Source organism: Pseudomonas sp. GD03875, from assembly GCF_029840585.1.
Taxonomy (GTDB): domain Bacteria; phylum Pseudomonadota; class Gammaproteobacteria; order Pseudomonadales; family Pseudomonadaceae; genus Aquipseudomonas; species Aquipseudomonas paralcaligenes.
Genome location: NZ_JAOCCV010000004.1, coordinates 184,169 through 207,846, shown reverse-complemented (window position 1 = coordinate 207,846; position 23,678 = coordinate 184,169). Strand labels below are relative to the sequence as shown.

The following is a 23,678-nucleotide window of genomic DNA, read 5'->3' as shown; positions in this document are numbered from 1 at the left end:
AGCCGCTCCCACAACAGCAGGATTGCTCCACCAACACATAACAGGGACATAGCCTGCAAAAGGCCATCAGTCCAAGCAGCCACCTCTCCCGGCAGTCCTCTATCTCCCGCTTGCGGCCCCGCGCCCGCCTCAGGTTAGAATCCGGCATGCACCGCGCGTCCCTGCGCGATCGTTCCCTGCCTCACCACTCATCGCCGCCGCAAACGCCTGGAGCTCCGCCCGTGGACGCCACCTCCATCAATAGCCTGTTCCTGATCGGCGCGTTGCTGGTGGGCGCGAGCATCCTGGTGAGTTCGATTTCCTCGCGCCTGGGCATCCCGATCCTGGTGATCATCCTCGCCGTCGGCATGGTCGCCGGCATCGACGGTCCCGGCGGCATCGGTTTCAGCAACTACCCGCTGGCCTACCTGGTGGGCAACCTGGCCCTGGCGATCATCCTGCTCGACGGCGGCCTGCGCACCCGGGTGTCGAGCTTCCGCGTGGCGCTCTGGCCGGCGCTGTCGCTGGCCACGGTCGGGGTGCTGATCACCACCGGATTGACCGGCATGGCCGCCGCCTGGCTGTTCGACCTGAACCCGATGCAGGGCCTGCTGATCGGCGCCATCGTCGGCTCCACCGACGCCGCGGCGGTGTTCTCCCTGCTTGGTGGCAAGGGCCTTAACGAGCGGGTGACCGCCACCCTGGAGATCGAGTCCGGCAGCAACGACCCGATGGCGGTGTTCCTCACCGTGACCCTGATCGACATGCTCGCCAAGGGCCAGAGCGAGATCAGCATCGCCTTCGTCGGCCACCTGTTCAGCGAGTTCGGCATCGGCGCCCTGCTCGGCCTCGGCGGCGGCTGGGTGCTGCTGCAGCTGATCAACCGGGTCAACCTGCCCAACGGCCTCTACCCGCTGCTGGTGGTCAGCAGCGGCCTGCTGGTGTTCGCCCTGACCAACTTCCTGCACGGCAGCGGCATCCTCGCCGCCTACCTGTGCGGCCTGGTGCTGGGCAACCGGCCGATCCGCTCGCGCCACAGCATCCTGCACATGCTCGACGGCATGGCCTGGCTGGCGCAGATCGGCATGTTCCTGGTGCTCGGCCTGCTGGTGACCCCGCACGACCTGCTGCCCATCGCCATTCCCGCCCTGGCCCTGGCGCTGTGGATGATCCTGTTCGCCCGCCCGCTGTCAGTGGTGGTCGGCCTGCTGCCGTTCCGCGCCTTCCACGACCGCGAGAAGGCCTTCATCGCCTGGGTCGGCCTGCGCGGCGCGGTGCCGATCATCCTCGCCGTGTTCCCGATGATGGCCGGGCTGCCGCACTCGCAGCTGTATTTCAACCTGGCCTTCTTCATCGTCCTGGTGTCGCTGCTGCTGCAGGGCGCCAGCCTGCCGCTGGCGGCCCGACTGCTGCGGGTGACGGTGCCGCCGGAGCCGGCACCGATCTCGCGCAGCGGCCTGGAGGTGCACCCGACCAGCGAGTGGGAGCTGTTCGTCTACCGCCTCGGCCCGGAGAAATGGTGCATCGGCGCGCCGCTGCGCGACCTGAAGATGCCCGGCGGCACCCGCGTCGCCGCCCTGTTCCGCGGCACCGAACTGCTGCACCCGTCCGGCAGTACCACCCTGGACGCCGGCGACATCCTCTGCGTGATCGGCCACGAACACGACCTGCCGGCCCTCGGCAAGCTGTTCAGCCAGGCGCCCCAGCGCGGCCAGGACATGCGCTTCTTCGGCGACTTCGTGCTGGAAGGCGACGCCCAGCTGGCGGCCATCGCCACGCTCTACGGCCTGCCGCTGGGCGATACCGACGGACAGACGCCCCTGGGCCGCTTCATCGCCCACGAGATCGGCGGCCAGCCGATCCTCGGCGACCAGGTCGAGTGGAACGGCCTGACCTGGACCGTCGCCCTGATGGAAGGGAACAAGGTGCGCAAGGTCGGCGTCCGATTCCCGGAAGGTCAGGCCAAGCCCGGACTCTTCCTCTGAGAACCGGCCGGGCGCCGCTGAGGCGCCTGGCATATCATTAGCCGCAACTCGCCCACGGACCGCATCCGCGACCATGTCTTTCCTGCGCCCCCTGCTCACCGCTCTGCTCATCGGCCTCTGCCTGACCGCCAATCCGCTCGCCGCCGCCGAACCGCCCACCTCCAAGGTGGTGCAGGAAAGCCTCGGCACCCTGGCCGACCGCAAGCTGCCGGAGGCCGAGCAGAGCGAGATCAAGAACCAGCTCGAACAGACCCTGGTCCTGCTCGCGGCCCGCGACGAGAGCCAGCAGAAGCTCGAGGCGCTGAAGATTCAGCTGCGCGACGCCCCGCGCCTGACCGGCGAGGCCCAGCGCGAACTCGGCCGGTTGAAGAACCTGCCGCCGCTGAACGTGGCCACCCGCTATGGCTGGGCCAACGTCGAGCAGCTGGAACAGCAGCTCAACGAGCGCAGCGCCAAGCTCGGTAACTGGCAGCAGTCGCTGGCCGAGGCCAACAGCCTGCTGATCACCGCGCAGACCCGCCCGGAGCGGGCCCAGGCCGAGATCAGCAGCAACCAGACCCGCACCCTGCAGATCAACGGCCTGCTCAAGGCCGGCAAGGAGGCCGGCAAGCCGCTGTCCGCCGAGCGCCGCGGCCAGCTCAACGCGGAGCTGGCCGCCCTAGAGGCGCAGACCGAACTGCGCCGCCAGGAGCTGGCCGGCAACAGCCTGCTGCAGGACCTCGGCAGCGCCCGCCACGAACTGCTGCAGGAACGCATCCGCCGCCTCGACCAGGAAAATCTCGACCTGCAGGCCCTGATCAGCGAGAAGCGCCGGAAAAGCTCGCAGGAAACGGTCGCCGAACTCTCCCGCGAGGCCGAGAAGGCCACCCCGGACAGCCTGGTGGCGAAGGAAAGCGCGATCAACCTGAAGATTTCCGACTATCTGCTGCGCGCCACCGACCGGCTCAACCAGCTGACCCGGATGAACCTGGAGACCAAGCAGCAGCTCGACAACGTCAGCCAGGTCGACCAGGCCCTGGACGAGCAGATCGCCGTGCTCAAGGGCAGCCTGCTGCTGTCCAAGATCCTCTACGAGCAGAAACAGGCACTGCCCAAGCCCCAGGTGGACCGCGACCTGGCCGACGAGATCGCCGACATCCGCCTCTACCAGTTCGAGCTGAACCAGGAGCGCGACAAGCTGGGCAACCTGCAGGGCTACGTCGACGACCTGCTCGCCGGCCAGCCCAAGGAGCAGGTGACACCCGAGCTGCGCAAGACGCTGCTGGACTTGGTCACCACCCGCAACGACCTGCTGCAGCACATGAACCGCGAATTGAACGCGCTGCTCAACGAATCCATCACCCTGCAGCTCAACCAGAAGCAGCTGCAGGAAATGATCGGCACCCTGCGCGCCACGCTCGATGAACAGATGTTCTGGATTCCCAGCAACCGGCCCCTCGACCTGTCCTGGCTGGAGCAGCTGCCGCGCCAGCTGGAGCGCCAGCTGACCACCATGCCCTGGAGCGCCGGAGTAAGCGAACTGCGCGCCGGCCTGGTCGACCGCCCCTGGCTGTTCATCCCCCTGCTGCTGGTGATCGGCGCACTGCTCTGGCGGCGCCGCTGGCTGTACGACAAGCTCCAGGCGCTGCACGAGGACATCGGCCACTACAAGCGCGACAGTCAGATGCACACGCCGCTGGCGATCCTGATCAACGTGCTGCTGGCCCTGCCGGTCACCCTGTTGCTCGCCCTCTGCGGCGTCTCCCTGCTGCTCGACGCCCGCGGCCAGAACGCCACCCTCGGCAGCGCCCTGCTGGAAATGGCCCAGGCCTGGCTGGTGTTCTACACCCTCTACCGCATCCTCTCGCCGGGCGGCGTCGCCGAGCTGCACTTCCGCTGGCCGCGACCGCAGGTGGCGCTGCTGAACAAGCAGATCCGCCGCCTGGGCCTGGTGGTGATGGCCCTGGTGGCGGTGGTGACCGTCGCCGAGCACCAGCCCCAGGCCCTAGCCGACGACGCCGTGGGCATCCTCGTGGTGATCACCGGCTACGCCCTGATGACGCTGATCCTCAGCAACCTGCTGCTGGCGGAGCCGATGCGCGAACAGACGCCGCCGTTCCGCCTGCTGGTCGGCATCGGCGTCACCCTGCTGCCGCTGGCCTTTATCGTCGCCGTCGGCTTCGGCTACTACTACACCTCGCTCAAGCTCACCGACCGCCTGATCAATACCCTCTACCTGCTGATCCTGGTGCTGCTGATCGAGGCCACCTTCGTCCGTGGCATGGCCGTCGCCGCGCGCCGGCTGGCCTATGCGCGGGTGCTCGCCAAGCGCCAGGCGCAGACCAAGGAGAACGCCGAAGGCGACGAAGTGGTGGTCGAGGAGCCGGTGATGGACATCGAGCAGATCAACCAGCAGTCGCTGCGCCTGATCCGCCTGGCCCTGCTCGGCGGCTTCATCGCCTGCATGTACCTGGTCTGGGCGGACCTGATCAGCGTGTTCGCCTACCTCGACCAGATCACCCTCTACCAGTATTCCGCCGGCACCGGCGCCAACGCCACGCAGATTCCCATCAGCCTGCTCGACGTGCTCGGCGCGCTGATCATCGCCGTCATCACCATCGCCCTGGCGGGCAACCTGCCCGGCCTGCTCGAAGTGCTGGTGCTGTCCAAGCTGAGGCTGGCCCAGGGCAGCGCCTACGCCACCACCACCCTGCTCTCCTACGCCATCGGCGGCCTCGGCTTCGTCGCCGCGCTGTCCACCCTCGGCGTCAGCTGGGACAAGCTGCAATGGCTGGTGGCGGCGCTCTCGGTGGGCATCGGCTTCGGCATGCAGGCGATCTTCGCCAACTTCATCTCCGGTCTGATCCTGCTGTTCGAGCGGCCGATCCGCATCGGCGACCTGGTGACCATCGGCACCGTCACCGGCACGGTCAACCGCATCCGCATCCGCGCCACGCACATCACTGACAGCGACCGCAAGGAAGTAATCGTGCCGAACCAGATCCTCCTCACCAGCCAGCTGATCAACTGGACCCTGACCGACACCGTCACCCGCATCGTGCTGGTCTACAACGTCAACCGCGGCGCGGACCTGGAACTGGTGCGCAAGCTGCTGCTGCAGGCCGCCCAGGAAAACAGCCGGGTGCTGCGCGACCCGGCTCCCAACGTGCAGCTCAAGACCTACGGCGCCAGCGCCCTGGAGCACGAGCTGAAGGTGTACGTGCGCGAGCTCGGCGACCGTGGCCTGGCCACCGACGAGCTGAACCGGCGCATCGACCAGCTGTTCCAGGAGAACGACATCAACATCGCCTCGGTGCCGAAGATGGACATCATCCTCAGCCGCCAGAGCGCCACCGCCCCGGAAGAAACCGGCGAGGAGCACGTGCTGGAACAGCCGCCTCGCTGATGTACCGCGCGGGGACCGCCCATCCCCGCGACCTCCCCAGGGCCGCGTGCCCGTGACAAGCTGAGCCCATGAAGACTCTCGACGCGCTGCAGTTCGACAACCGCTTCGCCCGCCTCGGCGACGCCTTCTCCACCCCGGTGCTGCCCGAGCCGCTGGACAACCCCCGCCTGGTGGTGGCCAGCCCGGCGGCCTTCGCCCTGCTCGACCTGGACCCGGCAGTGGCCGAGACCACCCTGTTCGCCGAGCTGTTCACCGGGCACAAGCTGTGGTCCGACGCGGAACCGCGCGCCATGGTCTATTCCGGCCACCAGTTCGGCGTCTACAACCCGCGCCTCGGCGATGGCCGCGGACTGCTGCTGGGCGAAGTGGTCAACCAGGCCGGCGAGCACTGGGACCTGCACCTCAAGGGCGCCGGCCAGACGCCCTACTCGCGCATGGGCGACGGCCGCGCCGTGCTGCGCAGCTCGATCCGCGAATTCCTCGCCAGCGAATACCTGCACGCGCTCGGCATCCCCACCAGCCGCGCCCTGTGCGTGACCGGATCGAGCACGCCGGTGTGGCGCGAGAAGCAGGAAACCGGCGCCATGCTGCTGCGCCTCTCGCCCAGCCACGTGCGCTTCGGCCACTTCGAATACTTCTACTACACCAACCAGCACGAACGGCTGAAGGAACTGGGCGAGCATGTGCTGGCCTGCCACTTCCCCGCCTGCCTGGCGGACGAAAACCCCTGGGCAGCGATGTTCCGCGAAGTGGTGGAGCGCAACGCCGAGCTGATCGCCAGGTGGCAGGCCTACGGCTTCTGCCACGGGGTGATGAACAGCGACAACATGTCCATCCTCGGCATCACCTTCGACTTCGGCCCCTACGCCTTCCTCGATGACTTCGACGCCAACCACATCTGCAACCACTCCGACGACGCCGGCCGCTACAGCTTCAGCAACCAGGTACCCATCGCCCACTGGAACCTCAGCGCCCTGGCCCAGGCGCTGACGCCCTTCGTCGAAGTGGAGCAACTGCGCGAGACCCTGGGCCTGTTCCTGCCGTTGTTCCAGGCCCACTACCTGGACCTGATGCGCCGCCGCCTGGGCTTCATCCGGGCCGAGGACGGCGACGCCGAACTGATCGAGCGCCTGCTGCAACTGATGCAGAACGGCGCGGTGGACTACAGCCTGTTCTTCCGTCGCCTGGGCGACCAGGCGCCTGCGCAGGCACTGGCCGTAGTGCGCGACGACTTCATCGACCTGAACGGCTTCGACCAGTGGGGCCAGGCCTATCGCGAACGCGCGGCCCGGGAAGGCGCCGACCAGAACGCCCGCCGCGCGCGCATGCACGCCGTCAACCCGCTCTACCTGTTGCGCAACTACCTGGCCCAGCAGGCTATCGAGGCCGCCGAGCGCGGCGACTACGGCCCGGTCCGCGAACTGCACACGGTGCTGTCACGCCCGTTCGAGGAGCAACCCGGCATGCAACGCTACACCGAGCGCCCACCGGAATGGGGCAAGCGGCTGGAGATCAGTTGTTCGTCGTGAGGCAGTGATTTGCGCGAGGGGCGCCATGCGCGCCCAGCCGAGCGGCGTCAGATCCTTCCCAGGATCGTGGCGATCAGCAGCGCCACATTGTCCAGGCGGGTCTGGCGGCGCACGCCGGAACGCCTCAGAAAGATCACGCGGCTGAAGAAGCCAGCGTCGCGGGCGCGGGAGAACAGCTCCAGAACCCGACGGTTCTGGGTGGTGAGGTCGTCCACGAAGTCCGCCAGGATGCGCAGGTTGCTGGAATTCCACGCGCGGAACTCGCCGCGCAGCATCTTGAACAGCCGCTCCAGCCGCCCGCGCAGGGTGGCGTTAGCGCCCATGAGGTTGTCCCCATGCTGGCGGTAGTAGATGGAAGGCTCCTGGTCATAGATGACCGCGCCACCGCTGCCGCTGGTCAGGATATAGGCCAGCCAGTCGTGGGAGATGACGTCGGCCCCCCTGGGCACCCGGGCCAGCAGATCGCGCACGGCGTTGCTGAACACCATCGTATTGGCACCCGCCACACTCTGGACCAGCGCATTGCGGAAGTCCGGCCGGTTCAGGAACAGGGGCGAGAAACCAATCGCGTTGCCGACCTCGTCCACCAGGCAGGTCCGGGAGCAGTACAGCACCCCCACATCCGCCGCCAGGACCGGGGCCATCCGGCTCAATGCACGGGCCAGCCGGTCCTCGAGCCAGATGTCGTCCTGGTCGCAGAAGGCGTAGAAATCCGCCTTGACCTCGGGGCGGCGGAGCAGGGACAGGAAATTCTGGGCGAATCCGTCGCGCGGCCCCTCGTACAACAGGACCTGTCCATCCGGCAGACGCCCCGCGTACTCGCGAACGATGTCCAGCGTGGCATCGGTCGAGCCGTCGTCGGATACGTGCAGTACCCAGTTTCGATGGGATTGCCGCAGGATGGAGTCCAGCTGTTCCCGGATGAAATCCGCACCGTTATAGGTTGCCATCAGGATCGAAACGCATGCCTCGGCCTTGGCGGAACGGACCTCCTGCAAAACATCAGTTCGACTCACAAAGACAACCCCGGATAGTCATATCACCCCTCTGCGCACGCTTGGACAACACAAAAAGGGCAAGTCGCTCACGATACAGCCTTTCCCATCCTTTTCCAGGTCAACCGCTACGGCGCAAACACCGGTCGACTACCAGAAAATTCGCCCGGGCGGCCGAAATCACTGCGGATTTTGCGGCACGCCGCCGCTGGCAACAAGGGCGGCCTGTGCGAGGCCTCTAGCAAGCGGGGCGGCTACCCGAAGACAGGCCGATGATCCTGATCGGCTAGGCGAGCCGCTCCCGCGCCTGGCGTGCGAAACACCACACCACCACCCCAAGCACGGCCGCGCCCAGCGCGCCGGCGCCGACGAACAGCGTCTCGAAGCCGACGGCCTTGGCCAGCAGGCCGCTGCAGCCGCCCACCAGGCCCGCGAGCAGCAGCTGGGCGCTGGCCTGCAGGGTGAAGTCGGCTCCTTCGTGCTCGGGGCGGCACATGCGCATCATCACGGCGAACAGGGCCACGGTGGACATGCCGTCGGCGACCTGCTCGAACAGCGACACCGCATAGACCAGCACGGTCTCGCCACCGCGCCCCACCAGCAATGCCATGGCCGCGATGCCCAGGGCCTGCAGCGAACCGAAGGTCAGCAGCGAGCGCAGCGCGCCGAGGCGGGCGTAAAGCAGGCCACCGAGCAGCGCGCCGCCGATGCCCGCGACGCTGCTGATCAGGGTCAGCTGGCCGAGGTCGGCGGTGGACCAGCCCTGGTCCACCAGCATCGGCTTGATCATCGGCGAGCCGAGGGTGTCGCCGAGCTTGAAGGTCAGCACCACCGCCAGCCAGGCCAGCATGCCCGGCTGCGCCAGCAGGCCCTTGTAGTGGCGCCACAGCAGGCCGGGGCCGGCAGGCTCGGCCTGCTCGACGTGCTGCGGTAGCAGCCGTTTCTCGGGGAACAGCCAGATCGGCAGGGTCAGCAGGATCAGCGCCGCGGCCAGCAGGCCGACCGACAGGTTCCAGCCCAGCGGGTCGACCACCAGCAGCAGGCCGCTGCCGCTGGCGAGCATGCCCACCTTGTAGCCGCCCACCTGCAGGCTGTTGCCCAGGCCGCGCCAGCGCTCCGGCAGCAGGCGCACAGCTAGGCCGTCAGTGGCGATGTCCTGGGTGGCGGCGGCCAGGTTGATGATCAGCAGCGTGCCCACCAGCAGCCAGAATGCCGTACCGAACAGCGCCTGCGGCTCGATCAGCGCCAGTCCGAGCAGGCAGGTGATGACCACGGCCTGCATCGGCAGGATCCAACCCCGGCGATGGCCCAGCCGGCGCGAGCCGACGCGGTCGACCCAGGGCGCCCAGAGCGCCTTGAGCAGCCAGGGCAGGGCCAGCAGCTTCAGCAGGCCGATGAGAGCCAGATCGACCCCGTTCTGGCGCAGCAGCACCGGCAGCGAATGCGCCACCAGCCCCGAGGGCAGGCCCTGGGCGCAATAGAGGGAGGCCAGAAGCACCAGGGTGGCATTGCCGGGGCGATCGCTGGAAGTCATGTGGCATCCTGGGAAGAGTCGTGGCGACTCAGAACTTAAAAGAATATAAACCTACAGAAACATTCTTAGACTATCTAAATACAGCCCATTATCTTCGCTGCCTGCTTATTCCAGCCTGTTCTACCACCAACTGTCAGGCAGCCGCTGCATGAAAATTCGCGACCTCGACCTCAGCCAGAGCCCGCTCAATGCCGAGCATGAAGCGCTCGGCCTGCCTCCCGTCGAAGACTACGTCAGCCACCCCGACGACCATCCGGTGCTGCGCGCCGCCATGTGGGCGGCCGTGCTGATTCTGGTGAGCCTGCTCGGCTTCCTGGCCTGGCGCCTGTTCTTCGGCGACAACGGCGGGCACAGCGGCCTGGAGATCATCGAGAGCGCACTGAGTAGCCCGACCTTCTGGAGCGCGGTGGCGGTCGGTTTCCTCGCCCAGGTGGTCGACGGCGCCCTGGGCATGGCCTACGGCATCACCGCCACCACCTTCCTGCTCAGCGCCGGCGCCTCGCCGGCCGCCGCCAGCGCCAGCGTGCACATCGCCGAAGTCTTCACCACCGGCCTGTCCGGCATTTCCCACGCCAAGCTGGGCAACGTCAACAAGTCGCTGTTCCTGCGCCTGCTGCTACCGGGCATTATCGGCGCGGTACTCGGCGCCGTGCTGATCACCCAGTTCGATGGCGATGTGATGAAACCCTTCATTTCCGCCTACCTGCTGCTGATGGGCCTGTACATCCTGCACAAGGCCTATCGCCACGTGGCCACCCAGCGCAAGGCGCCCAAGCACGTGGCCAAGCTCGCCCTGTTCGGCGGCTTCGTCGACGCGGCGGGCGGCGGCGGCTGGGGCCCGGTGGTCACCAGTAGCCTGCTCGGCTCCGGCAGCGACCCGCGCACCACCATCGGCTCGGTGAACTTCGCCGAGTTCTTCCTCACCCTGTCCAGCGCGGCCTCCTTCATCCTGCTGGCCGGCGAGCTGAACACCTGGCTGATGGTGGCCGGCCTGGTCTTCGGCGGGCTGTTCGCCGCGCCGCTGGCCGCCTACCTGTGCAAGAAGCTGCCGGCGCGCACCCTGATGACCATCGTCGGCTGCCTGATCACCCTGATCAGCGCCTTCAACATCTATATGGCACTGCGTTGATCTAAGCATCGACCAAAACGTTCTAGCCCCCGGGCCCGCTTCATTGACTCAGCGCATTGACCGGGCCTCAGCGTTTTCCACATGCTGCGTGCCTTCCCATTCTGAAGGAACGCCTTGCATGAAACCGGAAACACTCGCCATCCACGCCGGCTACAGCCCGGACCCGACCACCAAGGCGGTGGCGGTGCCGATCTACCAGACCAGTTCCTACGCCTTCGACGACACCCAGCACGGTGCCGACCTGTTCGACCTGAAGGTCGCCGGCAACATCTACACGCGCATCATGAACCCCACCAACGACGTGCTGGAGCAACGCATCGCCGCGCTCGAGGGCGGCGTCGGCGCGCTGGCCGTGGCCTCGGGCATGGCGGCCATCACCTACGCCATCCAGACCGTCGCCGAGGCCGGCGACAACATCGTCTCGGTGGCCAAGCTGTACGGCGGCACCTACAACCTGCTGGCCCACACCCTGCCGCGCTTCGGCATCCAGACCCGCTTCGCCGCCCACGACGACATCGCCGCGCTTGAAGCACTGATCGACGACAGGACCAAGGCGGTATTCTGCGAGTCCATCGGCAACCCGGCCGGCAACATCGTCGACCTGCAGGCCCTGGCCGATGCCGCGCACCGCCACGGCGTGCCGCTGATCGTCGACAACACGGTGGCCACGCCGATCCTCTGCCGCCCCTTCGATCACGGTGCCGACATCGTCGTGCACTCGCTGACCAAGTACATCGGCGGCCACGGCACCAGCATCGGCGGCATCGTGGTCGACTCCGGCAAATTCCCCTGGGCCGAGAATAAGGCGCGCTTCCCGCTGCTCAACACGCCGGACCCGTCCTACCACGGCGTGACCTACACCGAGGCCTTCGGCCCCGCCGCCTTCATCGGCCGCTGCCGCGTGGTGCCGCTGCGCAACACCGGCGCGGCGCTGTCGCCGTTCAACGCCTTCCTCATCCTGCAGGGGCTGGAAACCCTGGCCCTGCGCATGGAGCGGCACTGCGAGAACGCCCTCAAGGTCGCCCAGTACCTGCGCCAGCACCCGCAGGTGGCCTGGGTGAAATACGCCGGCCTGGAGGACCATCCGGAATACCCGCTGGCGCAGCGCTACATGGACGGCAGGCCGGCGGCGATCCTGTCCTTCGGCATCCAGGGCGGGCAGGAGGCCGGCGCGCGCTTCATCGACGCGCTCAAGCTGGTGGTGCGCCTGGTCAACATCGGCGACGCCAAGTCGCTGGCCTGCCACCCGGCCTCCACCACCCATCGCCAGCTCAACGACGAGGAACTGGAGAAGGCCGGCGTGCCGCGTGACATGGTGCGCCTGTCGATCGGCATCGAGCACTTCGACGACATCCGCGCCGACCTGGAGCAGGCGCTGGAGGCCGCGCGCGGCTGATCGGCCCTTGCAAAGCGCCGGGATCGGCTCCAGATAGGACAGGATTCCTCACTGGAGCCGATCATGAGCGATCCCCTGCTGATTCCCTGTCCGAGTTGCGCCGGCCTCAACCGAATCCCGGCCGAGCGCCTGGGCGACGCGCCGCACTGCGGCCGCTGCAAGAGCGAGGTGTTGCCCGGCACCCCGTTCGAACTGTCCCAGGCCAGCTTCGCGGCGCAGCTCAAGGGCGACCTGCCGCTGCTGGTGGATGTCTGGGCCGACTGGTGCGGGCCGTGCAAGTCATTCGCGCCGACCTTCGCCCAGGCCGCCGCCCAGCTGCGCGGACGCTGCCGCCTGGGCAAGCTGGACAGCGAGGCCAACCCGCAGCTGGCCGGCCAACTCGGCATCCGCTCCATTCCCAGTCTGATCCTGTTCCGCGGAGGCGTGGAGGTCGGCCGCCAGTCCGGCGCCCTGCCCCTGCCGCAGCTGCTCGGCTGGCTGCGCGGCCAGGGCATCGCCTGAGCGGATCGGTCAGCCGCGGCGAGCGCCGCGGTCATTGCTCCACGGCAGGCAGCGGCTAGTCTCGGGACATCCACACGAGGAGCCCCGCCATGCCGCTACCCGCCGAGATGGCCCGCGCATTCACCGAAGAGAAGATCGATTTCGTCAGACGCAGCGGCCTCAAGGCCGAGGAGCTGCAGCTGGGCTTCGTCCGCCTGCGCATGCCGCTGGCCGGCAACCAGAACCACATCGGTACGCTCTACGCCGGCGCCCTGTTCACCCTGGCCGAGATTCCCGGCGGCGCGCTGTTCCTGACCAGCTTCGACGTGCAGCGCTTCTATCCGCTGATCAAGGAAATGAACCTGCGCTTCCGCCGCCCGGCGACCAGCGACATCTCGGTCGAGGCGCGCCTCGATGGGGCGGAGATCGAACGCATCCAGTCCGAGGCCGAGCGCGCCGGCAAGGCCGACTACCGCCTCGAATTGCAACTGCTCGATACGGCTGGCGAAGTGGTGGCAGAAACGAGCGCTCTGTATCAATTGCGCAAACACTGACACACGGAACTTGCCCTGAATCAAAAGCGGGTCTATCAAAGGAGACCACAGTAAGAACCCTCAGAGGTTCACAGCGCGGCGCCACAATCGCGCCATAGAGGGGACGAAATGACAGGCCACATTCTGATTGCCCATGATTTGCGCAGTACTGCCGACCTCGCACTGCGGCGGGCCAGCCAGTTGGCCCGCCAGCACAACGCCAGACTCACGCTGCTGCACGTGTTCGACCCCAAGCTCGATCAGGCCGAGCGCGAGCGCATCGAGCAGACCCTGGACCGCAACCTCACCGAATACGCGCCGCCCGGCAGCCAGTTGCGCCTGTGCCAGGGCAAGCCCGCCGACGGCGTGCTGGAGCAGGTGCAGCAGACCGGCGCCGACCTGCTGGTGCTGGGCGCCCACCACCAGCGCCACGAATTCTTCTCCGGCACCACCCTGGACCGCATCGCCCGGCGCTGCCCGGTGCCGCTGCTGCTCGCCGCCCGCGACGAGGCCGAGCCCTACCGCAGCGCCGTGGCCGCCATCGACTTCTCCCTGTGCGCCTGCACCGCCCTGCACCAGGCCTGCCTGCTGCTGCCCGGCGAGGCGAACGTGCATGCCCTGCACGTGTTCGAGCCGCAGAAGGGCAATGCCCAGGAAGCCGAGCTGCTGACCCAGCGCGCGCTGATCGACCAGCTGATCCACGACGAATCGCTGCGCCTGCCGCCCGAGGCGCCCAGGCTCAGCCACGAAGTGCGCACCGGCGGCATCCTGCGCACCCTGCAGGAGCACATCACCACCCACCAGCCGCAGTTGCTGGTACTGGGCAGCCACGGGCGCAGCGCCCTGTCCCAGGCCCTGCTCGGCAGCCTGGCGCAGCATTACCTGCACAAGGCGCCCTGCGACATCTTCGTGGTGCGGTAGGACGGGTGAAACCCGCGCCGCCGAAATCGACACCACGCGGGTTGCACCCAGCCCACGAAAAAGGCGCCCGAAGGCGCCTTTTGCTCATGTAGGGTGCGCTCCCTGTACGGGCCTGCTGGTGCGCACGGCGCACCCTACGGCAGCCCTCTCCGCACCATCAGTAATACACAGGGCGCATCGCAGGAAATCAGCTTTCCAGCAGGTTGTGCAGCTCAACGAACTGTTGGGTCAGCTTGTGGCTGCGGTCCAGATGGATCAGCGGGGTGCAGGCCTGGTGGGACTCACGCATCTTCACCGAACTCATCAGGTTCACCGGCAGCACCGGCAGCCCTTCCGCGATCAGCTCGTCGAGCAGCTGCTGCGGCAGGGTCGCGCGCGGCTGGAACTGGTTGACCACGATGCCTTCCACTTCCAGATCCTCGTTGTGGTCGTCCTTCAGCTCTTCGATTTCCTGCAGCAGGCCGTACAGCGCATTGCGCGAGAAGCTGTCGCAATCGAAGGGGATCAGCACGCGATCGGCGGCGATCAGCGCGGAAACCGTGTAGAAATTCAGCGCCGGCGGGGTGTCCAGGTAGATCCGGTCATAGTCCTCGGCCAGGTCTTCGAGCAGTTTGCGCAGCTTGTTGATCTTGTGCTTCTGCTCCAGCTTCGGCTGCAGCTCGGCCAGCTCGGCCGTGGCGGTGATCACGTGCAGGTTGTCGAAGGGCGTCTCGTAGATGTCCACCTTGCCCTTCTTGAAGGAAGTGGCCGAGAGAGTCTGCTTGAAGAAGTCGGCGATCCCCATGGGGATGTCGTCGCCGGTCAGGCCGGTGAGGTAGTGGGTGGAGTTGGCCTGGGCATCCAGGTCGATGAGCAGGGTCCGGTAGCCCTCGGCCGCGCTGACCGCCGCCAGGTTGCAGGCAATGCTGGACTTGCCCACGCCGCCCTTCTGATTGAACACCACGCGCCGCATGTCACACCTCCCTGATCGCAGATGGTTGGGGATTCTATGCAAACCCCGTCGCAAGGGCGAGGAATAAGCACCGGCGGCGGCCGACCTCCGGTCAGGACGGACCTGTCAAGATTTGCACGGCCCGCGCACCGTCTGGATAATGCGGCCCACCTCGCCATTTTCCCGGCACCCTTTCCCACGGGCAGATCGCAGTACACAAGGATGCCCTCGGCAGGGCCGAGATAGAGCTCTCAGCGTGACGAATTTCAGGATCGAACAATGGCGCGCCTGGGCTCCCGGCCTGGACAGCGCAGCCGACTGGCACGCCTGGCAACAGGCCCCCTTCGCCCCGCGTGACGGCGGCGAACAGCCCGATGTCGGCTTCCTTCCGGCCCTGCAGCGTCGCCGCCTGAGCCGCCTGGCGCGGATGGCCTTCCACGTCGCCTGGCCGCTGGCCGAAGAATACGGCCCCATGCCGCTGGTGTTCGCCTCGCGCCACGGCGAAACGCCGCGCACCCTCGCGATCCTCGAGGACCTGGCCCGGGACGAGCCCCTGTCGCCGACCCAGTTCAGCCTCTCGGTGCACAACGCCATCATCGGCCTGTGGTCGATCCAGCGTGGCGACACCAGCGAGATGACCGCCCTGGCGGCCGAGGGCGACGGCCTGGAGCAGGCCCTGCTGGAAGCCGCCGTCCTGCTCGGCGAAGGCGCCCCGGACGTGCTGCTGGTCGTCGCCGAGGAAACCCCGCCCGCGCTGTACGGCCCCTATATCGACGACGTGCCCTTCCCCTATGCCGTAGCCCTGCTGCTGCGCCCGGGCGAAGAATGGCGACTGGACCTGGCCGAAGGCCGCGGTCCACGAGCCGACTGGCCCCATGCCCTCGAACTGGTCCGTGCGCTGACGAGCGACGCGGGCTCCCTGCAACACCACTGGAAACGCCGGCAATGGAACTGGTCACGCATCAGGGCCTGAGCCCGTACAGCGCGCCCTACTGGTGGCGCCTGATCGCCACCGCGCTGAGCTTCACCCTGTTCGGCATGGGTGGCGTGCTGCTGCGCCTGGTGGTGTTCCCGCTGCTGGCGCTGCTGCCGGGCGACGCCCTGGCCCGCCGCACCCGCGCCCGGGCCGTGGTCAGCCGCGTCTTCTACTGGTTCGTCCAGTTCATGTTCCGCAGCGGCGTGCTGACCTACGAGGTCGAGGGCGCCGAGCGCCTGGGCCGTCCGGGGCAGATGGTGATCGCCAACCACCCCTCGCTGATCGACGTGGTGGTGCTGATCGCCTTCATCCGCGACGCCAATTGCGTGGTCAAGCAGAGCCTGTGGGACAATCCCTGCATGCGCGGCCCCATCCGCGCCGCCGAGTACATCAGCAACAGCGGCAGCATGGACATGCTCGACGAGGCCGCCGGCGCGCTGCAGCAGGGCCAGACCCTGATCGTGTTCCCCGAGGGCACGCGCACCACGCCGGGGCAGGCCCCGGAGTTCCACCGCGGCGCCGCAGCCATCGCGGTGCGCGGCGCGCGTATCGTCACCCCGGTGGCGATCAGTGTGACGCCGACCACGCTGACCAAGGCCGAACCCTGGTACAGCATTCCGTCGCGTCGTTTCCATTTTCGCCTGCGGGTCGGGGAGGATATCGACCCGCGGCAATACACCGAGCAGGCCCCGCTGCCGATTGCCTCGCGCAAGCTCAATGACCACCTGCATCAACACTTCATGAAGGAGCTCGCAACAGATGAGCGATCTGCAGCTTGAGATCAAGAACCTGATCATCGACGCCCTCGGCCTGGAAGACATGGCCGCCGAGGACATCGCCGCCGACCTGACCCTGTTCGGCGAAGGCCTGGGCCTGGACTCGGTGGACGCACTGGAACTGGGCCTGGCCATCCAGAAGCGTTTCGGCATCAAGATCGACGCCGAGGCCAAGGACACCCGCCAACACTTCGCCAACGTGGCCAGCCTGGCGGCTTTCGTCGCCTCGAAACAGGCAGCCTGAGGACGTTCGCGATGCAAAGCCGTGATGAGATTTTCGCCACCCTGCGTGACGCCCTGGTGGAGCTGTTCGAGCTGGACGCCGAGCGCGTCACCCTCGAAGCCAACCTGTACCAGGACCTGGAGATCGACAGCATCGACGCCGTCGACCTGATCGACCACATCAAGCGCCAGACCGGCAAGAAGATCGCCGCCGAGGAATTCAAGGCCGTGCGCACCGTCGGCGACGTGGTCGAGGCCGTGTACCAGCTGATCAACGCCGAAGCGGCCGCCAGCTGACCCATGGGACGCCTGCTCGGCCTGCTGCTGGTGCTGGCCGGTCTGCTCTATCCGTTCGCCGTGTACTACGGGATGGAGCATCTGTCGCCGCGCCTGTTCGCCGTCCTGCTCGGCGGCCTGTGGCTCGCCCGGGCATTGAGCCAGGGCAAGCCGGGCAGCCGCTGGATGGCCGGTGCCGCGCTGGCCTTCTGCGTCCTGCTCGGCCTGGCCGGCGAGCCGGCGCTGCTGCGCTGGTACCCGGTGCTGCTGAACCTGATGCTGCTGGCCCTGTTCGGCCTCAGCCTGATCTACGGCCCGCCGCTGGTCGAGCGCCTGGCGCGCCTGCGCGAGCCGGAACTGCCGGCGCACGCGGTGCGCTACACGCGCAAGGTGACCGGGGTCTGGGCAGGGTTCTTCCTGGCCAACGCCCTGGTGGTGGTGGCACTGACCCTGTGGGCGCCGCTGGCCTGGTGGACGCTCTACACCGGGCTGATCGCCTATGCCCTGATGGGGCTGTTGTTCGCCGCTGAGTGGCTGATCCGCCAGCGGGTAAGGAGAGATGGATGAGCTGGCTGGGAATCGCCGATCAGCTGCTGCAACCCCTGACCGGCCGCGCCGTGGCGCTGGAGCCGGCGCTCGACCATGCCCAGCTGCAGCAGCGCGCCCTGCGCCTGGCCGGCGCCCTGAAGGCACGCGGCGTGCGTCGCGTGGCGCTGTACCTGGAGGATGCCGGCGAACTGGCCATCGCCCTGCTCGGCGCCTGGCGCGCCGGCGCCGCCGTGCTGCTGCCGGCCGACGCCCAGGAGCAGAACCGCCAGCGTCTCGCCGAACAGGCCGATCTGTGGCTGGACTCGCTCGACGAGCTGGATGGCGAGCCGCTGTCTCCCGCCGCCCTCGACCTCGACACCTGCCGCCTGACCCTGTGCACCTCCGGCTCCAGCGGCGAACCCAAGCTGATCGACAAGTCCCTGCGCCAGCTGGCCAACGAGGTCGAGGCCCTGGAGCGGCTGTGGGGCGCCGATCTGGCCGGCGCGACCATCCTCGGCAGCGTCGCCGCCCAGCACATCTACGGCCTGCTGTTCCGCGTGCTCTGGCCGCTGTGCGCCGGCCGCCCGTTCTGGCGCCGTGCCCTGCCCTTCCCCGAGGATCTGCAGCGCGAGAGCCTAGGCCAGCCGGCCTTCGCCTGGGTCGCCAGCCCCGCCTTGTTGAAACGAATGGGCGACAACCTCGACTGGCAGGCCTTGGGCTCGGTACGCCGGGTGTTTTCTTCCGGTGGCGCGCTGCCGGCGGACGTTTCCGCCGAGCTGGGCGAGCAGCTCGGCCAGAGCCCTACCGAAATCTACGGCAGCTCCGAGACCGGCGGCATCGCCTGGCGCCAGGGCGGCGAGCTGTGGACGCCGTTCGTCGGCGTGGAGCTGAGCCTGAACGACGAAGGCGCCCTGCGCATCGCCTCGCCCTACCTGCCGGCCGGGCACATCGAGCAGAGCGCCGACGCCGCCGAGCTGCGGGCCGACGGTCACTTCGCCCTGCGCGGACGGCTGGACCGCATCGTCAAACTGGAAGAAAAGCGCATCTCCCTGCCCATGCTGGAACAGGCCCTGCTCAATCATGAATGGGTGACCGACGCCCGCCTCGGCGTGATCCAGGAAGGCCGCGCCTTCCTCGGCGCCCTGCTGGCGCTGAGCCCGGCCGGCCTGCACGCCCTGCGCAACCAGGGCCGCAAGACCCTCACCGAAACCCTGCGCCGCCACCTGGCCGGCCACTGCGAGGCTATCGCCCTGCCGCGCCGCTGGCGCCTGCTGCTGGAGCTGCCCTACAGCAGCCAGGGCAAGCTGGCGCAGAGCCAGGTCGACGAGCTGGTCGCCGCGCCACGGCCGATCCGAGTCGAGCCGCGCAAGGCCGAACTGATCGACGGCGAGTGGCAGCTGGAACTGGACGTGCCGCCGGACCTGGCCCACTTCACCGGCCACTTCCCCCAGACCCCGGTGCTGCCCGGCGTGGTGCAGGTCGACTGGGCCCAGCAGCTCGCACGCGGTCTGATCGACGACCTTCCGCCGCGCTTCTGCGGCATGGAAGTGCTGAAGTTCCAGCAGCTGGTCCGCCCTGGCGACCGCCTGCAACTGACCCTGCGTTTCGACGCCGAGCGTGGCAAGCTGTACTTCGCCTACCGCAACGGCGAGGCGGCCTGCTCGTCGGGCCGCATCCTGCTGGGGGCCGCCAGTGCATAAGCCCGGCATGCGACCCCGCGCCGCTTCATTCTTCCGTCATCCCCGCGCAGGCGGGAATCCAGACCAGGCCCGCACCGATCTCCGTGCCCACTGGATTCCCGCCTGCGCGGGAATGACGAGAAGTGGGGAGCTCATTCATGCATAAGCCCTGCGCCGTCATCCCGGTGTACAACCACGAGCATGCCCTGCCTGTAGTGGTCGCCGCATTGCACGAAGCGGGCCTGCCCTGCGTGCTGGTGGACGATGCCTCCAGCGCGGAGTGCGCGGCGGTGATGGATGACCTGGCCAGACAGGCGGACACCCATCTGGTACGCCTGCCGCTCAACCAGGGCAAGGGCGGCGCAGTGATGGCAGGCCTGCGCGAGGCCCAGCGCCTGGGCTTTTCCCACGCCCTGCAGGTGGACGCCGACGGCCAGCACGACCTGGCCGATATCGCCACCTTCCTCGCCACCTCCCGCGATCATCCGCAGGCGCTGGTCTGCGGCTACCCGCAGTACGACGCCAGCGTGCCGAAGGGCCGTCTGTACGCGCGCTACCTGACCCACGTGTGGGTGTGGATCAACAGCCTGTCGCTGTCGATCCGCGATGCCATGTGCGGCTTCCGCGTCTACCCGCTGCCGGCCACGGTGGCGCTGATCGAGGCCAGCAACCTGGGCAAGCGCATGGACTTCGACCCGGAAATCCTGGTGCGCCTGGCCTGGCGCAACCAGCCGATGCAGTGGCTGCCGACCAAGGTGCACTACCCGCTCGACGGCCTGTCGCACTTCCGCCTGCTGCACGACAACGCGCTGATCTCCAAGATGCACGCCAAGCTGTTCTTCGGCATGCTCCTGCGCGCACCGCTGATCCTCTGGCGCAGGTGGCGTGGATGAACGCGCAGAAGGCCGAACACTGGGCCGGCCAACGCGAGCGCGGCAGCTTCCTGCTGATGAAATTCACCGCCGGCGCCGTGCGTGTGCTCGGCCGCCGCGCACTGACCCCGCTGCTCTACCTCATCGTCCTGTACTTCTTCGTGCGTGGCCGCCAGGCGCGGCGCAGCATCCACCAGTACCAGCGCAACCTGGCGGCCTGGAGCGGCCGCGCCGACCTGGCGCCGCGCTTCGGCTCGGTATTCGCCCAATTCATGGCCTTCGCCGACGCCCTGCTGGACAAGCTCGACGTATGGAACGGCCGCCTCGGCCTGGACAGGATCACCTTGGTCGATCCCCACGGCCTGCGCGACCATCTGCACCGCGATCCGCGTGGGCAGATGCTGGTCGGCGCCCACCTGGGCAACCTCGAGGTCTGCCGCGCCCTGGCCGAGCTGGGCGAGAAGGTGCAGATGAACGTGCTGGTGCACACCAAGCACGCCGAGCAGTTCAACCGCCTGTTGGGCGAGGCCGGCGCCAGCCACGTGCGGCTGATCCAGGTCAGCGAACTGGACGCGGCGATCATGCTGCAGCTGTCCGAGCGCCTGGAGCGCGGCGAGTGGCTGGCCATCGCCGGCGACCGCGTGCCGCTGCACGGCGGACGCAACGTCACGGTGGACTTCCTCGGCAAGCCCGCCGCTTTCCCCCAGGGGCCCTGGCTGCTGGCCGGGCTCCTGCAATGCCCGGTCAACCTGATGAGCTGCCTGAAGATCGACGGCCGCTACCAGGTGCTCCTAGAACCCTTCGCCGAGCGCGTGCGGTGGACGCGCCGGGAGCGCGACGAGGTGATCCGCGGCTGGGTACAACGCTATGCCGAGCGTCTTGGCGAACGCTGCCTGAACGCTCCGCGACAATGGTTCAACTTCTACCCGTTCTGGAACGAGCATGACGACCTATCCGCTTGACCACGTGACCTTCGGCGAACAACCGCTGACCATCGAGCAGGTGGTCGCCCTGTCCCAGCGCGACGCCCGAGCCCAGTTGCAGAACGATGCCGCCTATCGCGAGAAGATCGCCAAGGGCGCGCGCTTCCTCGACACCCTGCTGGACAAGGAAGGCGTGATCTACGGCGTCACCACCGGCTACGGCGACTCCTGCGTGGTGGCCGTGCCGCTGCACCAGGTCGAGGCGCTGCCCAAGCACCTGTTCACCTTCCACGGCTGCGGCCTGGGCAAGCTGCTCGACGAGGCCAGCACCCGCGCCGTGCTGGCCGCGCGCCTGCAGTCGCTGTGCCATGGCGTGTCGGGCGTGCGCGTGGAGCTGTTGGAACGCCTGCAGGCCTTCCTCGAGCACGACGTGCTGCCGCTGATCCCGGAAGAGGGTTCGGTCGGCGCCAGCGGCGACCTGACCCCGCTGTCCTACGTCGCCGCCACCCTCAGCGGTGAGCGCGAGGTGCTGTACAAGGGCGAACGGCGCAGCTCGGCGGACGTGCATAAGGAACTCGGCTGGACGCCGCTGACCCTGCGCCCGAAAGAAGCGCTGGCGCTGATGAACGGCACCGCAGTGATGACTGCCCTGGCCTGCCTGGCCTATTCGCGCGCCGACTACCTGCTGCAGCTGGCCACCCGCATCACAGCGCTCAACGTGGTGGCGCTGGAGGGCAATCCGGAACACTTCGACGAGCGCCTGTTCGCCGCCAAGCCACACCCGGGCCAGACCCAGATCGCCGCCTGGCTGCGCCAGGACCTGGCCGTGGCCGAGCCGCTGCCGCCGCTGCACCGCCTGCAGGATCGCTACTCGCTACGCTGCGCGCCGCACGTGCTCGGCGTGCTGGCCGACAGCCTGGGCCTGCTGCGGCAGTTCATCGAGATCGAACTGAACAGCGCCAACGACAACCCGCTGTTCGACGCCGAGACCGAGCGCACCCTGCACGGCGGCCACTTCTACGGCGGGCACATCGCCTTCGCCATGGACAGCCTGAAGAACCTGGTCGGCAACGTCGCCGACCTGCTCGACCGCCAGCTCGCCCTGCTGGTCGACACCCGCTACAACCACGGCCTGCCGAGCAACCTGTCCGGCGCCCCGGCGGAGACCGCGATGATCAACCACGGCTTCAAGGCCGTACAGATCGGCACCAGCGCCTGGACCGCCGAAGCGCTGAAGAACACCATGCCGGCCAGCGTGTTCTCCCGCTCCACCGAGTGCCACAACCAGGACAAGGTGAGCATGGGCACCATCGCCGCGCGCGATGCCCTGCGCAGCCTGGAGCTGACCGAGCAGGTCGCCGCCGCCACCCTGCTGGCCGCCAACCAGGGCGTGTGGCTGCGCGAGCGCGCCGGCAAGACCGACATCCCGGCACCGCTGGCCGCCATGCGCGCGCAGCTGGCCGAGGACTTCCCACCGGTGATCGAGGACCGCGCCCTGGAAAGCGAGCTGCGCCTGTGCCTGGAACGCATCCGCAGCCGCCATTGGGGGCTTTATGCGTAACGTCTCTTGCGTAGGGCGGGTGCAACCCGCATTGGCCGTTCGCGGGTTTCACCCGCCCTACGGGAGTCTTCATCATGCGTAAGGAAGGCGTGCTGCAGGCGGAGATCGAGATCCTCGTGCCGTTCTTCGACGTGGACATGATGGAGGTGGTCTGGCACGGCCACTACGTGAAGTATTTCGAGGAGGCGCGCTGCGCCCTGCTCGACAAGCTGGGCCACAACTACCGGCAGATGCGCGATGCGGGCTATGCCTGGCCGATCATCGATCTGCAGGTGCGTTATATCCGTGGGGCGCAGTTCGGCCAGCGCATCAGGGTGCGGGCCGATCTGGTGGAGTGGGAGAGCCGGCTGAAGATCAACTACCTGATCACCGACGTGGCGACTGGGGAGCGCATGACGCGCGGCAGCAGTGTGCAGGTGGCGGTGGAGATCGCCACGCGGGAGATGCTGCTAGCCTCGCCAAAGGTATTTGTTGAGGCGGTGGAGAGGGCTATTGCGTGAATGGTTTGCGCCCGGCTGGTTTTCTACGCTTGCTGAACGTTCTGTTTCGCCCCGCCGGGCGAGTCACTTTCTCTTTGCACGCGCAAAGAGAAAGTAACCAAAGAGAAAGCGCGCCCCACATCCGGGTCTCGCTCCGCTCGACTTCCCTCGCTCCGTTGCTCTTCCGGGGGCCGGCGTACAAGGGCCATCCATGGCCCTTTACGCCTTTCGCCGCATCCATGCGGCTCATCCCCCTACAGAGCAACTCCACTCGGCCTTCTGAGGGGACCCCGTTTCCCGGCCCAATCTTCATTGTCCAATCAGCAGCGAATAGCTGGCATCAACCTCTAGCCCTGCACGGACACCCCCCTCTCCCTCCGGGAGAGGGTTGGGGTGGCCGGCGTATCGGTGAGGGAGTACCCGTTCGCGAGCAGAGTTCGCTCCTACAGACCGCTCGCGGGTTTCACTCGCCCTACGAAGTATCAGGCGCGCAGACTCCCCGTCAGGAGGCCGAGCGCAGGCACTGCGCAGGGGGACGCGAGGCAGGACGCCGAGCGAGGCACGAAGGGACAGGGACGTCCCTTCGTGG

21 protein-coding genes are annotated in these 23,678 nt (G+C 67.7%); 18 read left to right on the top strand and 3 right to left on the bottom strand.

The annotated features are described in order from the left end of the window. Positions 1–221 precede the first annotated feature (221 nt). The 3 genes from N5D30_RS05265 (at position 222) to selO (ending at position 6,878) form a co-directional block, all read left to right on the top strand. Complete coding sequence (locus N5D30_RS05265) at positions 222–1,964, top strand: potassium/proton antiporter (protein ID WP_279908028.1); 1,743 nt, start codon at positions 222–224, stop codon at positions 1,962–1,964. Between the two features lie 73 nt (positions 1,965–2,037). Next, a complete protein-coding gene (gene mscK / locus N5D30_RS05260; protein ID WP_279908026.1) occupies positions 2,038–5,349 on the top strand; it encodes a mechanosensitive channel MscK in 3,312 nt (1,103 codons plus the stop codon). A 68-nt stretch (positions 5,350–5,417) separates the two neighbouring features. Beyond that, the gene (gene selO, locus N5D30_RS05255; protein WP_279908025.1) at positions 5,418–6,878 is read left to right on the top strand and encodes a protein adenylyltransferase SelO; all 1,461 of its coding nucleotides are present in this window, start codon (positions 5,418–5,420) and stop codon (positions 6,876–6,878) included. Positions 6,879–6,925: 47 nt separating this feature from the next. Here selO and N5D30_RS05250 read toward each other — a convergent pair whose 3' ends face one another. Beyond that, a complete protein-coding gene (locus N5D30_RS05250; RefSeq protein ID WP_279908024.1) occupies positions 6,926–7,876 on the bottom strand; it encodes a glycosyltransferase family 2 protein in 951 nt (316 codons plus the stop codon). A gap of 283 nt (positions 7,877–8,159) precedes the next feature. Continuing rightward, positions 8,160–9,407: an MFS transporter gene (locus tag N5D30_RS05245; protein WP_279908023.1), complete on the bottom strand. Its 1,248-nt coding sequence runs from the start codon at positions 9,405–9,407 to the stop codon at positions 8,160–8,162. A gap of 148 nt (positions 9,408–9,555) precedes the next feature. Here N5D30_RS05245 and N5D30_RS05240 point away from each other — a divergent pair, with 148 nt between their 5' ends. From N5D30_RS05240 to N5D30_RS05220, 5 genes are all read left to right on the top strand, one after another. After that, positions 9,556–10,536 (top strand): sulfite exporter TauE/SafE family protein, encoded by a 981-nt coding sequence (locus N5D30_RS05240; protein ID WP_279901861.1) that lies wholly within the window; start codon positions 9,556–9,558, stop codon positions 10,534–10,536. Positions 10,537–10,654: 118 nt separating this feature from the next. Next, entirely contained in the window at positions 10,655–11,932 is a 1,278-nt protein-coding gene (locus tag N5D30_RS05235; RefSeq protein WP_279908022.1) for a bifunctional O-acetylhomoserine aminocarboxypropyltransferase/cysteine synthase, read from the top strand. A gap of 63 nt (positions 11,933–11,995) precedes the next feature. After that, positions 11,996–12,433 (top strand): thioredoxin TrxC, encoded by a 438-nt coding sequence (gene trxC / locus N5D30_RS05230; RefSeq protein WP_279908021.1) that lies wholly within the window; start codon positions 11,996–11,998, stop codon positions 12,431–12,433. 89 nt (positions 12,434–12,522) lie between these two features. Further along, a complete protein-coding gene (locus N5D30_RS05225) occupies positions 12,523–12,966 on the top strand; it encodes a YiiD C-terminal domain-containing protein (protein ID WP_279908020.1) in 444 nt (147 codons plus the stop codon). A 108-nt stretch (positions 12,967–13,074) separates the two neighbouring features. Next, a complete protein-coding gene (locus tag N5D30_RS05220) occupies positions 13,075–13,866 on the top strand; it encodes a universal stress protein (protein ID WP_220814697.1) in 792 nt (263 codons plus the stop codon). A gap of 187 nt (positions 13,867–14,053) precedes the next feature. Here N5D30_RS05220 and N5D30_RS05215 read toward each other — a convergent pair whose 3' ends face one another. Next, complete coding sequence (locus N5D30_RS05215; RefSeq protein ID WP_220814698.1) at positions 14,054–14,818, bottom strand: ParA family protein; 765 nt, start codon at positions 14,816–14,818, stop codon at positions 14,054–14,056. Positions 14,819–15,053: 235 nt separating this feature from the next. Here N5D30_RS05215 and N5D30_RS05210 point away from each other — a divergent pair, with 235 nt between their 5' ends. The 10 genes from N5D30_RS05210 (at position 15,054) to N5D30_RS05165 (ending at position 23,110) form a co-directional block, all read left to right on the top strand. Continuing rightward, positions 15,054–15,770: a beta-ketoacyl synthase chain length factor gene (locus N5D30_RS05210; RefSeq protein ID WP_279908019.1), complete on the top strand. Its 717-nt coding sequence runs from the start codon at positions 15,054–15,056 to the stop codon at positions 15,768–15,770. Continuing rightward, entirely contained in the window at positions 15,743–16,552 is an 810-nt protein-coding gene (locus N5D30_RS05205) for a lysophospholipid acyltransferase family protein (RefSeq protein WP_279908018.1), read from the top strand. The genes N5D30_RS05210 and N5D30_RS05205 overlap by 28 nt, the downstream gene beginning before the upstream one ends. After that, complete coding sequence (locus N5D30_RS05200; RefSeq protein WP_279908017.1) at positions 16,533–16,793, top strand: phosphopantetheine-binding protein; 261 nt, start codon at positions 16,533–16,535, stop codon at positions 16,791–16,793. Before N5D30_RS05205 ends, N5D30_RS05200 begins: the two co-directional genes overlap by 20 nt. A gap of 11 nt (positions 16,794–16,804) precedes the next feature. Next, the gene (locus tag N5D30_RS05195) at positions 16,805–17,068 is read left to right on the top strand and encodes an acyl carrier protein (protein WP_279908016.1); all 264 of its coding nucleotides are present in this window, start codon (positions 16,805–16,807) and stop codon (positions 17,066–17,068) included. A gap of 3 nt (positions 17,069–17,071) precedes the next feature. Next, positions 17,072–17,614, top strand: a complete 543-nt coding sequence (locus tag N5D30_RS05190) for a hypothetical protein (protein WP_279908015.1) — start codon at positions 17,072–17,074, stop codon at positions 17,612–17,614. Beyond that, entirely contained in the window at positions 17,611–19,275 is a 1,665-nt protein-coding gene (locus N5D30_RS05185) for an acyl-CoA synthetase family protein (protein WP_279908014.1), read from the top strand. The genes N5D30_RS05190 and N5D30_RS05185 overlap by 4 nt, the downstream gene beginning before the upstream one ends. A gap of 137 nt (positions 19,276–19,412) precedes the next feature. Further along, positions 19,413–20,147 carry a glycosyltransferase family 2 protein gene (locus N5D30_RS05180; protein ID WP_279908013.1) on the top strand — a complete coding sequence of 245 codons (735 nt, stop codon included), beginning with the start codon at positions 19,413–19,415 and terminating at the stop codon, positions 20,145–20,147. Continuing rightward, the gene (locus N5D30_RS05175; protein ID WP_279908012.1) at positions 20,144–21,088 is read left to right on the top strand and encodes a glycosyl transferase; all 945 of its coding nucleotides are present in this window, start codon (positions 20,144–20,146) and stop codon (positions 21,086–21,088) included. Before N5D30_RS05180 ends, N5D30_RS05175 begins: the two co-directional genes overlap by 4 nt. Continuing rightward, positions 21,069–22,610, top strand: coding sequence for an aromatic amino acid ammonia-lyase (locus tag N5D30_RS05170; protein WP_279908011.1), 1,542 nt, complete (start codon positions 21,069–21,071; stop codon positions 22,608–22,610). Before N5D30_RS05175 ends, N5D30_RS05170 begins: the two co-directional genes overlap by 20 nt. 74 nt (positions 22,611–22,684) lie before the next feature. Continuing rightward, entirely contained in the window at positions 22,685–23,110 is a 426-nt protein-coding gene (locus N5D30_RS05165; protein ID WP_279908010.1) for an acyl-CoA thioesterase, read from the top strand. The last annotated feature ends 568 nt before the right edge of the window (positions 23,111–23,678 follow it).

What these genes read in the sequence shown, in the direction of transcription:
- N5D30_RS05185 (WP_279908014.1), top strand. Translation starts at nt 17,611, where the DNA reads ATGAGCTGGCTGGGAATCGCCGATCAGCTGCTGCAACCCCTGACCGGC.
- N5D30_RS05215 (WP_220814698.1), bottom strand. Translation starts at nt 14,818, where the DNA reads ATGCGGCGCGTGGTGTTCAATCAGAAGGGCGGCGTGGGCAAGTCCAGC.
- N5D30_RS05225 (WP_279908020.1), top strand. Translation starts at nt 12,523, where the DNA reads ATGCCGCTACCCGCCGAGATGGCCCGCGCATTCACCGAAGAGAAGATC.
- N5D30_RS05220 (WP_220814697.1), top strand. Translation starts at nt 13,075, where the DNA reads ATGACAGGCCACATTCTGATTGCCCATGATTTGCGCAGTACTGCCGAC.
- mscK (WP_279908026.1), top strand. Translation starts at nt 2,038, where the DNA reads ATGTCTTTCCTGCGCCCCCTGCTCACCGCTCTGCTCATCGGCCTCTGC.
- N5D30_RS05245 (WP_279908023.1), bottom strand. Translation starts at nt 9,407, where the DNA reads ATGACTTCCAGCGATCGCCCCGGCAATGCCACCCTGGTGCTTCTGGCC.
- N5D30_RS05235 (WP_279908022.1), top strand. Translation starts at nt 10,655, where the DNA reads ATGAAACCGGAAACACTCGCCATCCACGCCGGCTACAGCCCGGACCCG.
- N5D30_RS05190 (WP_279908015.1), top strand. Translation starts at nt 17,072, where the DNA reads ATGGGACGCCTGCTCGGCCTGCTGCTGGTGCTGGCCGGTCTGCTCTAT.
- N5D30_RS05200 (WP_279908017.1), top strand. Translation starts at nt 16,533, where the DNA reads ATGAGCGATCTGCAGCTTGAGATCAAGAACCTGATCATCGACGCCCTC.
- N5D30_RS05240 (WP_279901861.1), top strand. Translation starts at nt 9,556, where the DNA reads ATGAAAATTCGCGACCTCGACCTCAGCCAGAGCCCGCTCAATGCCGAG.
- N5D30_RS05195 (WP_279908016.1), top strand. Translation starts at nt 16,805, where the DNA reads ATGCAAAGCCGTGATGAGATTTTCGCCACCCTGCGTGACGCCCTGGTG.
- N5D30_RS05170 (WP_279908011.1), top strand. Translation starts at nt 21,069, where the DNA reads ATGACGACCTATCCGCTTGACCACGTGACCTTCGGCGAACAACCGCTG.
- N5D30_RS05175 (WP_279908012.1), top strand. Translation starts at nt 20,144, where the DNA reads ATGAACGCGCAGAAGGCCGAACACTGGGCCGGCCAACGCGAGCGCGGC.
- selO (WP_279908025.1), top strand. Translation starts at nt 5,418, where the DNA reads ATGAAGACTCTCGACGCGCTGCAGTTCGACAACCGCTTCGCCCGCCTC.
- N5D30_RS05205 (WP_279908018.1), top strand. Translation starts at nt 15,743, where the DNA reads ATGGAACTGGTCACGCATCAGGGCCTGAGCCCGTACAGCGCGCCCTAC.
- trxC (WP_279908021.1), top strand. Translation starts at nt 11,996, where the DNA reads ATGAGCGATCCCCTGCTGATTCCCTGTCCGAGTTGCGCCGGCCTCAAC.
- N5D30_RS05165 (WP_279908010.1), top strand. Translation starts at nt 22,685, where the DNA reads ATGCGTAAGGAAGGCGTGCTGCAGGCGGAGATCGAGATCCTCGTGCCG.
- N5D30_RS05180 (WP_279908013.1), top strand. Translation starts at nt 19,413, where the DNA reads ATGCATAAGCCCTGCGCCGTCATCCCGGTGTACAACCACGAGCATGCC.